Annotated in this window: 10 protein-coding genes; 6 read left to right on the top strand and 4 right to left on the bottom strand. The window is 38.9% G+C overall.

Annotated elements, in window-relative coordinates; all coding sequences use genetic code 11:
- Positions 1 to 155: 155 nt before the first annotated feature.
- From AC4IFE_RS15000 to AC4IFE_RS15015, 4 genes are all read right to left on the bottom strand, one after another.
- Positions 156 to 797, bottom strand: a complete 642-nt coding sequence (locus AC4IFE_RS15000; RefSeq protein ID WP_490757954.1) for a 50S ribosomal protein L25/general stress protein Ctc — start codon at positions 795 to 797, stop codon at positions 156 to 158.
- Positions 798 to 852: 55 nt separating this feature from the next.
- Complete coding sequence (locus AC4IFE_RS15005; protein WP_116010304.1) at positions 853 to 1791, bottom strand: ribose-phosphate pyrophosphokinase; 939 nt, start codon at positions 1789 to 1791, stop codon at positions 853 to 855.
- 85 nt (positions 1792 to 1876) lie between these two features.
- Positions 1877 to 3439 (bottom strand): SGNH/GDSL hydrolase family protein, encoded by a 1563-nt coding sequence (locus tag AC4IFE_RS15010; protein WP_490757955.1) that lies wholly within the window; start codon positions 3437 to 3439, stop codon positions 1877 to 1879.
- 10 nt (positions 3440 to 3449) lie between these two features.
- The gene (locus AC4IFE_RS15015) at positions 3450 to 4688 is read right to left on the bottom strand and encodes an OmpP1/FadL family transporter (RefSeq protein WP_490757956.1); all 1239 of its coding nucleotides are present in this window, start codon (positions 4686 to 4688) and stop codon (positions 3450 to 3452) included.
- Positions 4689 to 4966: 278 nt separating this feature from the next.
- Here AC4IFE_RS15015 and AC4IFE_RS15020 point away from each other — a divergent pair, with 278 nt between their 5' ends.
- From AC4IFE_RS15020 to AC4IFE_RS15045, 6 genes are all read left to right on the top strand, one after another.
- Positions 4967 to 6379: a PSP1 domain-containing protein gene (locus AC4IFE_RS15020; protein ID WP_490757957.1), complete on the top strand. Its 1413-nt coding sequence runs from the start codon at positions 4967 to 4969 to the stop codon at positions 6377 to 6379.
- Positions 6372 to 6836, top strand: a complete 465-nt coding sequence (locus AC4IFE_RS15025) for a gliding motility lipoprotein GldH (RefSeq protein WP_490757958.1) — start codon at positions 6372 to 6374, stop codon at positions 6834 to 6836. Before AC4IFE_RS15020 ends, AC4IFE_RS15025 begins: the two co-directional genes overlap by 8 nt.
- A gap of 6 nt (positions 6837 to 6842) precedes the next feature.
- A complete protein-coding gene (locus AC4IFE_RS15030; protein ID WP_490757959.1) occupies positions 6843 to 9221 on the top strand; it encodes a penicillin-binding protein 1A in 2379 nt (792 codons plus the stop codon).
- 75 nt (positions 9222 to 9296) lie between these two features.
- Positions 9297 to 10838 (top strand): protein adenylyltransferase SelO, encoded by a 1542-nt coding sequence (locus AC4IFE_RS15035; protein ID WP_490757960.1) that lies wholly within the window; start codon positions 9297 to 9299, stop codon positions 10836 to 10838.
- 107 nt (positions 10839 to 10945) lie between these two features.
- Positions 10946 to 11764: a T9SS type A sorting domain-containing protein gene (locus AC4IFE_RS15040; RefSeq protein ID WP_490757961.1), complete on the top strand. Its 819-nt coding sequence runs from the start codon at positions 10946 to 10948 to the stop codon at positions 11762 to 11764.
- Between the two features lie 74 nt (positions 11765 to 11838).
- Positions 11839 to 13116 (top strand): DUF6080 domain-containing protein, encoded by a 1278-nt coding sequence (locus tag AC4IFE_RS15045; protein ID WP_490757962.1) that lies wholly within the window; start codon positions 11839 to 11841, stop codon positions 13114 to 13116.
- Positions 13117 to 13158 lie beyond the last annotated feature (42 nt).

Here is a 13158-nt window from a genome sequence, read left to right on the forward strand (position 1 = left end):
TCTGAAAGGACGTAGTAGGTTAAAGGCTGATATTGGTCAGGTGACAGAAAGACTCGATGAACAGAATAGCCTTCATGTAATTATCATCATTTTATCACAAAATAAAAACCTGCCAAAGATTGGCAGGTTTATATGGTTTGTTGAATAAGCAAATATTATTCTGCTGCAGTTTCCTCTGCTGCCGGAGCTGTACCTTCTTCAGCTACAACTTCTTCCTCATCATCATCTTCTGCTACTGCACCACCTTTCATTGCATTTCTAGACATCTTAACAGCTACTACAACTGCATTGTCAGGGTGTACGAAAGAATATCCTTCAGCTTTGATCCCTCCTACATAAATCTTGTTACCGATTTTTAATGGAGTAACATCTACAACTACCTCATCAGGTAAGTTTGCAGGGATAGCTTTCACTTTTAATTTTCTGAAAGACTGACGTAAAACACCACCAGCCACAACACCTTTAGAACGTCCGGTAATTCTTACAGGAACTTCCATAATCACTGGCTTATCAGCAGATAACTGATAGAAGTCTGCGTGTAAAATTTTGTCAGTAATTGGGTGGAACTGAATATCCTGAAGAACAGCTGAAATTGTTTTTCCGTCTAGTTCAATAGATACCGTGTGTGCTTCAGGAGTGTATACTAAACCTTTGAAAGCTTTCTCTTCAGCAGAGAAGTTTAAAGGCGCTTCACCTCCATAAACAACACAAGGAACTAATTCAGCATCACGTAAAGCTTTTGTAGACTTTTTGCCCACGCTTTCTCTTTTTGTACCTTGAATTGTAATAGATTTCATTTATAAAAATTTAAAAAATTGTTCTGATTTAATTTCGCAATCCGCTAAAAATCAATTAAATAATAAACTTACTGCTAATTGACTGATGCTCATGAACCATCTTCATAACGTCCGCAAATAATGGGGCGCAAGATAGCACTTTTATTTTAGTTGACAAATTATTTTTAACAGGAATTGAGTCAGTTACAATAACTTCCAATAATTTGGAGTTCTCAATATTCTCATAAGCTTTCCCGGAAAGCACCCCGTGAGTAGCCATCGCTCTTACTGATTTTGCTCCTTTCTCCATTAAGATATCCGCTGCTTTACAAAGTGTACCCGCAGTATCGATCATATCATCAATAAGGATTACATTTTTGCCTTCCACATCGCCGATAAGGAACATCTCTTCTACTACATTTGCTTTTTTTCTTTCTTTATAGGCAATTACTACTTCAGCACTCAGGTGACCTGCATAGTTCTTCGCTCTTTTTGCTCCTCCCATATCCGGTGAAGCAATGGTAAGATTATCCAGATTTAAAGCCCTGATATAATCCACGAAAATACTTGAAGCATACAGATGATCTACCGGAATCTCAAAGAATCCCTGAATCTGGTCTGCATGCAGATCCATTGTCATAATTCTTGTTGCTCCTGCAGCTGTTAATAAATTAGCAACCAGTTTTGCACCTATCGGAGCTCTTGGCTTGTCTTTTCTGTCTTGTCTCGCAAGTCCGAAATAAGGAATTACAACAGTAATGCTTTTTGCGGAAGCTCTTTTCGCAGCATCAATCATCAATAGTAGTTCCAGCAGATTGTCTGCAGGCGGGAAGGTAGATCCGATTAGGAAAACTCTTCCTCCTCTTACTGACTCATCCAAAACAGGCTCGAATTCCCCGTCGCTGAACTCCTGAAAGTTGATTTTCCCTAACTCTTTCCCATAATATTGGGCAATGTTTTCTGCCAAGTCCTTACTGGTTCTTGTACAAAATAGATAACTTAACTGATCGGCCATTTTTACTTTTTAAAGATTTTGCAAATTTAAAAAAAAACCACAAGAATTACTCTTGTGGTTTCTAAGTTTTTATTTTCCTGTATTATTACGGGAATTTTACTCCTGAATATTTATTAGGATCTACCTGTGGTAATGTAGATTTATACTTTGCGTTGATCGATTTGATAAACTCGTTGGCAATAACTGCATACCCTCTTCCTGTAAGGTGAACACCATCAAGAGAGAAAGCTCCGCCGGTCACGAATTTGGCAGTATACCTTACCCCATCATAAATAATTCCTGATTTTCCATTAAGCTCAACCATTTTAGCATTACCATCTACAAAAGCCAATCCATAAGAATCAGCAAGTGATTTTATAGAATTATTATAGGCATCAACTGCTGTTTTCACATAAGAAGCCTCTGTTTTTGTCAATACATGCTGATTTTGCAGCGGATAAGAAATTCCGTAAACATTTGCGGGCGCTGGTGCACCAGGTGCAGGAGTTCCTATTAGAGAACTTGTTGTAAGAAGAATATAATCGTCTGACGTAGCCTGTCTTGCCTGTCCAAAGATTTGTCCAAATGCAGTTGCAGTAGGCAATCCTAAAGAAGGAGTCAAGGCAGCAGTAAGCTGTGCGGAAAGATCCGTAAGCGCAACATCTTTTATCAAAACAGGATTGGCAGAAGTGGAAGAGAGTAAATTAATTCTGTCTCCTGCTCCGAAAGCAGTAAGTGCCTGCTTCAACGGTCCATATAAATTTGTATTAAGAGTGGATAAATTCGCCCCTAAAGTTGTTGGCGTTAAAGGATTATAAGGAACTGTTGTAAAGAAAGGAATTGAAGTAACATAAGGAATATTGGCAATAACACCTTTTGTAGTTCCTACACTCTTAAGACCATCCAATACATTTTTAATAGATCCAGCTACAAGGTTAGGATCGGAAATATCATTTGATTTATAGCTCAATGGGTTTACATTATTAGTCTGTACAACCGCAGGGCTATACGTAGTAACCCCACCTACCGTCTGAGAATTGGTTCCTCCGTTGGTAGCATAAGACAATACATCGTTATTACCAATCCAAAGAGAGAAGAATGTAGGTTTCTGAGCCATTGCATCCTGTAATACAGAAGTTGTTGCAGAAGTAGCAAATCGCACAAAATATGGATTGGCAGCTCCTAGAGAAAGGTTTGCAGCACTTCCGTAACCAGGTGCAATCAGATGGAAAGATTTTGCCCCGGGAACCCCCATATTTTGGTAAGGCCCACCGGCAGTCACGTTATCTAATGCTGCAGCAGGACTACTTGCCACCGGACCCAAGCTTCCGCTTGCAGTCACCTGAAGAGTCAGTTTTCCAGGAAAGCCTGGCAGTCCAATAAATCCACCTACATCATTCGGCATTAAAGGCTGCTTAAATGCACCGCCACCGGCAAGTTTCATCTGCATGGCAATAATACTTGGATATGATTCATTTTGCCCGCTGCTGTAAAGAGCTCCATCCCTGTAACCGGATGTCAGCGAGTTCCCCAGAGAAACATAATTAGAAAAGTTCGCCTCCCCGCTTGTTACCTGAATATCTTTTACATCAGTATCAAAATCATTCTCACAGCTTGTTGTAAAAAGAAGTGCGGAAACGGCAAGTGTTGATATTATAATTTTTTTCATAGTCTTTCAATTAAAAAGGGTTGTACGATAAACCTAAACCAAAGTAGAATGCTCTAGCTTTTGCCTGTCCATTAAAACCAAGAGTAGCATTTCTTACATCTCTGGCCTGAGGAAGGGCATATCCTCCTGCTATATCAACTCCAAACTGCTTTAGTTTAAAGCCAAGACCTCCGGTAATTACATAGGTATTAAATGATGGCGTTTCCGGGATAAAGTTCTCGTCAGTATATGGTGATTCATCATAATAAGCACCCAAACGGCCAAAAATCATATCCGTGAATGCATACTGTGTACCCAATCTGAATGTTTTTGAGTTTCTAAAGTTTTTAGGAGACACTAGAATTGTAGGATCCGGCTGATTTCCCACCGGGGCATTAGCAAAATCCAGAGTCAGCTTGCTGTATCTTTCCCATCCGTGGTAGTTAAAGTCAGCTGAAATCAACCATTTCGGTGTCACTTTGTATGTTAAACCAATGGTATATTCTTCTACCAATGGAAGTGTTGCTGTAAATTTATCCTGTCCTGTGCTTGGATCCAGTCCTAACAGTGGATAGATAGCCGCAGACGGGAACTTAAATGTAGCTGTTCCATTTTTAGCTTTCATATCTATAGGTGAACGGTAAGCAATACTAACGTCTAATTTCGGGTCAGGTCTGAAATAGAATCCAAAACTATAACCGCTACCACTTGCTTTCTCATCTTTAATATTTAATTCACCTCCAAATTGTGTTACCGCTTTATCCCAGTCTACTTTACCTTTCGCATAAATATAGCTCGCTCCGAATGACACCCAAGGCGCCAGTTTCACAGAGACCATAGGCTGAAAATAGAAGCTCTTAAGCTCCAGCTTCTGTACCATTTCTTTCCCTTCCCAATCACTTGGCCACTGGATAGTACTTCCGAAAGGTGTTGTAAAACTGAAACCAACAGATAGGTTCTCTATCGGTCTATAAGCAACCGCAGCATATATCGGAGTACCAATAGGATTATCTGTTTCTGTACTTTGCAAAGTGTTTAAGTTTTGAAAAGTAATTTTATTACTTGCACCGAATCCTCCTGCTACTATACTCAGCTTTGAAGGAATGAATGACATCCCCGCTGGGTTAAAGAATGCCACACTTGCATCTTCGGCATGAGCACTAGTATGCGCCATTGCCAATTGTTTCACTCCCTGCAGAGATACCCTGAAGCCTCCTGCGTAAGATAAAACACCCGCCAATAAAGCAGTTGATACTAATATTTTTTTCATAGACTGTTTATTATATACCCAAATATAAAATTATTTTAGATACATCTGTTAATATTTCTTAATATTTTAAACAATATGCCAAAAGAAAATTATGTTTGAAATAACACTTTGAAAATATACCCGCATAAACACATAGACCATAGTAACTTATCGGCTTTTGAAGCGAGGTATATTTTTCACGTTTAAGGTTAAACAATCGCGATATTGAATATTTAAGTATTTTAGAATTGCATAAAGATAAATTTACATAAATTTGCAAGATTATAAAAAATAGTTATATGAGTTGTGGATGCAAAACATCCGGCGATTCTGCCCATTCTTGCGGACCAAAAAAAACCGCGAATGGCTGTGAAAGTGTAAATACCTGTGGTAATAGTTATAAATTAAGTGTTTTCGACTGGCTTTCTGACATCAACAATCCCGCATCGAACAGGTGTGACCTTGTGGAAGTTAGATTTAAAAATGACAGAAAATCGTTTTATAAAAATGTAAACAATATTCCTTTACATATAGGTAGCGTAGTAACAGTAGAATCGAGTCCCGGACACGATGTAGGCGTTGTAAGCCTCACCGGAGAATTAGTAAAGATTCAGATGAAAAAGAAAAAATTTCCTGAAGAATCTATACTTAAAATATACAGACAGGCTAACCAGAAAGACCTTGAGGTCTGGCAGGAAGCCAGAAAAAAAGAAGACAGCGTAAAGATTGAGGCGAGAAAAATCGCTCATAGAATAGGTCTTGAAATGAAGGTAACGGATGTGGAATATCAGGGAGATGCTTCCAAGATCACATTCTACTATACCGCTGATAACCGAGTGGATTTCAGACAGTTGATCAAAGAATACGCCGGTGCTTTCAGAACCAAGATCGATATGAAACAGATCGGATTCAGACAGGAAGCTGCAAAAGTTGGAGGTATAGGATCATGCGGAAGAGAGCTTTGCTGCTCGACCTGGCTTACGGATTTCAGATCTGTCAATACAAATGTCGCCAGATATCAGCAGCTGAGCATTAATCCTCAAAAGCTTGCAGGACAATGCGGTAAACTGAAATGCTGTCTGAATTATGAACTGGACAGCTATCTTGATGCCTTAAGCCACTTCCCTTCTTCTTCAACCACCCTGGATACTGAAAAAGGAAGAGCATTCTGCATTAAAATAGATGTTTTCAAAAAGAAAATGTGGTTTGCTTATGTAGACAGTTCTATGGCATGGTATGATTTTGATATTGACCTTGTTAAGAAATTAATCGCTAAAAATAAAAGAGGTGAAAAAATTCTTCCTTTAGAAGAACTTAAGCAGCCTGACAGCCCAATTCAGACCATCGACCTGATCCAGGAAAACAATATGGACAGATTCGAAAAGAAGAACAGAGGCAACAACAGGAACAGAAACCAGAACAGACCAAACAACGGGCAAAACCAGGGAGGACAGCAGGGACAAGGCCAGGGACCAAAGAAAAACAGACCGGAAAGGACTGAAAGATCCGAGAGACCTGACAGACCGGAAAGCCCTAATGCTAATGCCGGGAATCAACCAAGACAACAGCAACAAAAGCAGCAGCCTAAACCTCAGCCGAAGGCACAAACGGAAAAAACAGATGTTTCTTCCGACCCTGAAAAAAAACAGCAGAATCCGAACAAGAAAAATTTTAAAAAGAAATATCCTCCAAAAAAAGATAAAAATGCGTAAAATTTTAGGATTATTACCTCTTATCCTTTTCTCTAGCTGTCATTCCTCCTCAGGAGAGAATGTGATAATGAATTCCGTTAACAACAAATGGAATAAGAAAAGTGAGCAAAAATTTAATCTTGAAGTTTCAGATCCGCAGAATCCTAAAAATATTATATTTGTCGTAAGAAATAACAACAGTTACCCTTACAGTAATATAAGATTTATTGTCAATTTCACCAATCTCCAGAACAAAAAGAAGGAAACAGATACCCTGAACTATGTACTGGCAAAACCAAACGGAGAATGGCTTGGTACAGGTTTTGGTGATACGAAGGAAGCATTATTTCAGTATAGAATGAACTATAAATTTCCGGGAAAAGGTAAATATGAAATCAGCCTGATCCAGGCGATGAGAAATGACAACCTTCCGGGAATTGAAGACGTTGGAGTAAAAGTAGAAACGGCTAAACCGTAACCATAAATGGAAGACAACAGACAAAATGCAGGAAACAAGGGAAAAACCTTCCCTCTTCCTCCCAAAAAAAAGAAAGATACCTCTTGGAAAAGATGGGTTAGATTCATTTGGATTGGACTCATTGCGGTAGTTTTAGGTATTTCAGGACTTTTCTTTGCTGTTTCCCAGGGATTTCTTGGAGAAATGCCGGATGTAAAGGAACTTGAAAACCCTGATATCTATGTCGCATCTGAAATCATTTCATCGGACGGTATTTTACTGGGAAAATTTGAAAAAGAAAAAACACAGCCAATTACCTACAAACAGCTTCCTCCTTATCTTATCTATGCATTACAGGCAAAGGAAGATGAGCGTTTTAAAGAGCATTCAGGAATTGATTTAAAATCTATTTTGAGAGCGGTGAGATATGGAGGCGACCGAGGTGGAGGCTCTACAATCACGCAACAGCTGGCTAAACTGCTATTTACTAAAGAGCCATCTAAAAATCCTATCAAAAGGGTTATACAGAAACTAAAGGAATGGTCCGTTGCAGTAAGCCTGGAAAAAAGATATACAAAGGAAGAAATTATCACATTATATTTCAACAAGTTCGACTTTACATACAATGCGAACGGTATTGAAATGGCTTCCAAAATTTATTTCAATAAAACAACTGCCCAGCTTACTCTTCCGGAAGCAGCGGTTTTCGTAGCCATGTTAGAAGCGCCGATCGCTAATAACCCTATGAGAAATCCTGAACGTGCAAAACGAAGAAGAGATGTTGTTTTACAGCAAATGTTTGAAACGGGCTATATAGACCAGGCAACTTATGATAAAGCAATTAATACACCTGTTGAGGTAGATTATCATCCGATCAAAAACATCAATGATGACTATTCTGCTTACTATAAATTCTATTTAAGAAAGGAAATCGACAAGTATCTTGAAGGCTATGAAAAAGAAACCGGAAAGAAACTTAATCTGTACAAAGACGGTTTAAAAATATATGTAACTCTTGATTCAAAAATGCAGAAATATGCAGAAGAGTCCATCAAAGAGCATTTAACAGACCTTCAAAAAAGGTTTGATGCTGAACAGAGAGGCAGAAAAAACAGACCGTTCTACTATTTAACGGATAAGCAGGTAACCAGTGTAATGACTCAGGCGATGAAGAGAACCGGTCGTTACAAACAACTGAAAGCCGCCGGAGTTTCTGAAGATTCTATCTTAATGGAATTCCATAAGCCAATAAAAACTTCCCGCTTTACGTGGGCTGGTGAAGAAGAGGTTGAAATGTCACCTTGGGATTCTATCAGATACCACAAGCAGATTGCACAGGCAGGTCTAATGTCTATGGTTCCCGGAAGTGGAGAGATCAAAGCATGGGTAGGAGGTATAGACTGGCAGCATTTCCAGTATGACCATATCAAGCAGGGTAAAAGACAGGTAGGATCTACATTCAAGCCTTTCGTATATGCTACAGCGATCATGAAGCTTGGCATGACACCATGTTCAACGGTTTCTAACGCTTCTTACAGTCATAACGGATGGAATGTACCGGGAAGAGGCGGAATGCTGACCTTAAAAGATGCATTGGCACATTCTCAGAACCCGGTAGCAGCACGTCTTATTGAAATGACAGGTGTAGATGCCGTTATCCAGACCGCAAGAGATTTGGGAGTGACAGAAGATATTCCAAGAAACAATACCATTGCTTTAGGTTCATCAGACATTACCATTTATGAAATGCTTGGTGCCTACAGTACTTTCGCCAACTACGGAAACTACAATAAACCGGAAATGATCTGGAGAATTGAAGATGCCAACGGAAGGGTGATCAAAGAAGTAAATGTAGAACCGAAAGAAGTAATGAACCCAATGTATGCCTACACCATGATTGAACTCATGAAAGGGGTTACACAGTTCGGTACCGCTTCAGGTGAGCTGGGAAGAAAAGGAATTTCAAAAGCAGTGGAAATTGCAGGTAAAACAGGTACTACACAGAACAACTCTGACGGTTGGTTCATGGGAATCACTCCGAAACTGGCAACAGGAGCCTGGGTAGGCTGGGAAGACAGAGCAACCCACTTCTTCGGAACCGGTGAAGGTCAGGGGGCAAAGATGGCATTACCAATATGGGCAATTTTCATGAAGAAGGTATGGGCAGACAAATCTCTGGGAATTAGTCCTGATGATAAATTTACCAGACCATCAGACTGGAAAGACGGATGTTCGAATTTAAAAGGCCTGGGTGAAGGATATGGAGATGACGGTGGGCTTCAGACCATCGATGAGATCAAAAATCCAAGACCGGCAGACCCAACACCTAGAAGCAATCCTGAAAAGAAAGAAGAAAACATTAACGACAATCTTCACTCCACCGATGAGGTAGATTTCAATAAATAAATTCTCTTTTAGAAATACACAAGACCTTTCAATAATCTGGAAGGTCTTTTCTTTTATAATTAATATCTTTGATATATGAATATTGAACAGATCAAACAGCCTTTTACCGATATATTTCCAGGAGACTTCTCCGGCAATCCGATGCAGAGAAACACTCCTAAAGTTTTATTTGCAACAGTACAACCGGCAGGTTTTGACAGACAGGAACTGATTACCTTTAATGAAGCCTTATCCGAAGAAATCGGGCTGGGGAAATATGAAGAAAAAGACCTGGACTTTCTCGTAGGAAATAATCTTCCCGAAAATGTAAAGACATATGCTACTGCGTATGCCGGTCATCAGTTTGGGAACTGGGCAGGGCAGCTTGGAGACGGAAGAGCCATACTTGCCGGAGAGATCATCAATAAGGAAGGAAAGAAAACAGAAATACAATGGAAAGGCGCCGGGGCAACACCATATTCAAGACACGCAGACGGAAGAGCCGTGCTGAGGTCTTCAGTCCGCGAATATCTGATGAGCGAAGCCATGTACCATCTCGGGGTTCCTACAACCAGAGCTTTAAGCCTCGCTTTTACCGGTGAAGATGTAGTAAGAGATATGATGTATAACGGAAATCCTCAGCTTGAAAAAGGTGCTGTTGTAATCAGAACTGCAGAAAGCTTTCTTCGTTTCGGGCATTTTGAACTGCTCTCCGCACAAAGGGAATATGACACCCTGCAGGACCTGGCAGATTTCGCTATTGAAAATTATTACCCTGAAATCACAACAGACGGAATTCAGAAATATAAAGACTTTTTTGAAAAAATATGCATCAGAACAGCAGATCTTATGACCGAATGGTTCAGGGTAGGATTTGTTCATGGCGTGATGAATACCGATAATATGTCTGTTTTAGGCCTGACCATAGATTACGGACCTTATTCGATGATGGATGAATATGATCTGAACTTTACCCCGAATACAACCGACCTTCCAGGAAGGAGATATGCCTTTGGAAAACAGGGCCAGATCTCACAGTGGAACCTTTGGCAGCTTGCAAATGCCCTTCATCCGTTGATTAAAGATGAAAAGTTTCTGGAAGATACATTAAACCATTACGGAACTTATTTCTGGAAGGCTCATGATAAAATGCTATGCAGAAAATTTGGGTTCGATGAACTCCGGGAGAGTGATGAAGAATTTTTCACCAACTGGCAGGGATTAATGCAGGAACTTCATTTGGATTATACGCTCTTTTTTAATCAGCTGGAAAAATTAAATCCCAATAGTGATATTAAATCTCTTTTTGAAAATATTTCCTATTCTGTTTTGAATGACGACAAAATCAAAAAGTTAGAAGATTTTATAAAAAAATATGAGGCAAGATTATCAACCAGCACTGTTTCAAAAGAAGAATCATTATCACTGATGCGACAGTCCAATCCGAAATTTACACTCAGAAATTATCTTCTTTATCAGTGCATCGAAGAAATCAATATTGGAAAAACGGAAATGCTGGGAAAACTCACTCATGCCCTGGAGAATCCTTATGAAGAATTGTATCCTGAATTTTCTGTAAAAAGGCCTGCAGCCTATGATGACACCACAGGATGCTCTACACTTTCCTGCAGCTCTTGACGAATAAATTATAAGCTTTAACTATTTTCACTGAATTATTTACATCATATTATTAATTCCATTCATTTTTTTTATTACTTTTACTCAAAACTTTTAAATTAAATTGAATGAAAACAAAATTACTCTTCATTTTCTTAGTCTCTTCAATACTAGGGAATGCACAAATTCTAACAGAGACTTTTCAGGGAACGACATTTCCTCCTACCGGATGGACAACAGGCACAAATGTAGCATCAAGACCTTGGGGATTTACAACAGTTATATTTAATGCTTCAGGGCAGACCACATTCAATATCACAGGTGGAAAATCTGCCGGAATCGGATGGATCGCGCAAAGCCAAGATGCTCATTTAACGAGCCCTCCTTTCAGTTTAGTAGGAGCAACCAGCCCTGTTCTGAAGTTCAATGCTAAGATAGGATATGAATATATGGTTGATCCTTATCCTAATGGAGATCTGAAAGTTGAAGTATCAACAGATGGAGGAACGATATGGAACCAGGTATGGGTAGAAGAAAATTATGGAATTTTTGTTGATTATGCAACGTTAGCCGTTACTGTCAGTTTAACACCATATATAGGGCAGGCAAATGTTAAATTCAGGTTCCGCTATGTAGCAAACGATGCAGACAGCCTTTCAATAGATGATGTACAGGTTTTAGCAAACGGTACCTTATCTACTCAGGAAGCCAGCACTACAGTTAAAGTAATAGCTGCAGACATCTACCCTAACCCAACTAATGGAGAAATCAACATCAGAACCAGCAAAAAAATCAAATCCACTACTGTTTTTGATATGACGGGTAAATCCCTTCTTCAGAATGACTCTGAAAAAACTGACATTTCTTCACTTCCAAAAGGAACCTACTTAGTCAAAGTTAATTTTGCCGACGGCAGTACCTCTACAACGAAAGTGATTAAGCAATAATGATATGATCATAATCTTTAAAGCTCACCGGACATGGTGAGCTTTTTTATTTTATTTTTGCAAAAAACTGACACGTGTCTTTTATTAAAACAAAACTCATCCACCTGTTAAAACAGGTCTTTCCATCTTCCTGCACCGAATTGGCGGTATTCATGTTCTTCCTGCTCTGTTATGGAATACTGGGCACTTATATTGCCCTTCATTACAGGATCATTTTTGATATTAGAATCCCCTGGGATGCCTACTTCAGTTTCGACAACAAAGCGATTGTAATGTCCGGCGGAAGCTTTGAGAGACATCCTTTGGCCTACTATTTTTTCAATTGGGTCCGGGAGTTTTCCCTTTTTGTTTCCGGTGGAAAAATGGATGCAACATTTAGGCTTACCCTAGCTTGGTTGAGTAATATAGCCATAAGTTTATGCATTGTTCAGATTTTTAAGTATCTGAAGAATATTATCGGACTGCCACTAAAGATCACCTTATTACTTGTGTTGTTTTTTGGATTTTTTTCTACCAGTATTATTCTTTCTTTTACTCCGGAGAACTTCACCTATTCCCTGCTGTTGCTATGTATTTACAATTATTATGCGGCCGTAAAACTCAGAAAAGAAGAAAAAATACCCGGATCCGCCTTAACACTTGCCGGAATTACCATTGGAGGTATTACCATTACCAATCTGTTTAAAGTTTTTATTCCCGTTTTAGTTGAAAAGGATATTTTCAGAAGCTGGAAAAAATTTGGAAACGCGGTTTTCCGTGTTGCACTTACCACAGTCTGCTTTGTATTTCTTTACTTATTCAGAATTGATTTTAAATATGAAAATATCTTCTCCAAAACCAACCAGCAGTATGAAAAATTCTCCAGTGTGGAATCCATTCCGGATTGGGACATGATGCTTTCTTATTTTTTTGGTGGCAGCATTTTGTTTCCCAGTTTTATGACAACGGATAAGCATAATATGAAAGGATTTCATTTTAAAGGTCTTCTGATGGAGCCCTATTCATCGTCTTTTTGCTATGCTTTTATCATAATACTGTTAGCTTTTATTGTATGGAGTTATTTTAAAAATTTTAAAAATAAACTGGTCCAGATTATTGCCATTTCATTCTTGTTTGACATTCTGATTCATTGCATTATGCGGTTCGGGCTTCACACTTCTTACATTTACGCAGGACACTTTATTTTTGTTTATCCACTGCTTTTAGGATGGCTTTTCTACGCGTACAGATCGAAGCCAAAAATTTTATCATTTTTAGTGCTGGCCGTAGTTATCCTATTTGCTTTTCTACTGATTAATAATCTGTTCAGAATGTCCGATTTCTTTCAGTTTTTAGATGCTTATTACCAATAAAAAAGCTGAGAAAATTCTCAGCTTTAGTTTGTTATCTTATCT

The organism is Chryseobacterium sp. UF-81, assembly GCF_058245105.1.

Coding starts and splice junctions, on each gene's coding strand:
- AC4IFE_RS15030 (WP_490757959.1), top strand. CDS start 6,843: ATGGAAGACAACAGACAAAATGCAGGAAACAAGGGAAAAACCTTCCCT.
- AC4IFE_RS15015 (WP_490757956.1), bottom strand. CDS start 4,688: ATGAAAAAAATATTAGTATCAACTGCTTTATTGGCGGGTGTTTTATCT.
- AC4IFE_RS15000 (WP_490757954.1), bottom strand. CDS start 797: ATGAAATCTATTACAATTCAAGGTACAAAAAGAGAAAGCGTGGGCAAA.
- AC4IFE_RS15020 (WP_490757957.1), top strand. CDS start 4,967: ATGAGTTGTGGATGCAAAACATCCGGCGATTCTGCCCATTCTTGCGGA.
- AC4IFE_RS15010 (WP_490757955.1), bottom strand. CDS start 3,439: ATGAAAAAAATTATAATATCAACACTTGCCGTTTCCGCACTTCTTTTT.
- AC4IFE_RS15025 (WP_490757958.1), top strand. CDS start 6,372: ATGCGTAAAATTTTAGGATTATTACCTCTTATCCTTTTCTCTAGCTGT.
- AC4IFE_RS15040 (WP_490757961.1), top strand. CDS start 10,946: ATGAAAACAAAATTACTCTTCATTTTCTTAGTCTCTTCAATACTAGGG.
- AC4IFE_RS15035 (WP_490757960.1), top strand. CDS start 9,297: ATGAATATTGAACAGATCAAACAGCCTTTTACCGATATATTTCCAGGA.
- AC4IFE_RS15005 (WP_116010304.1), bottom strand. CDS start 1,791: ATGGCCGATCAGTTAAGTTATCTATTTTGTACAAGAACCAGTAAGGAC.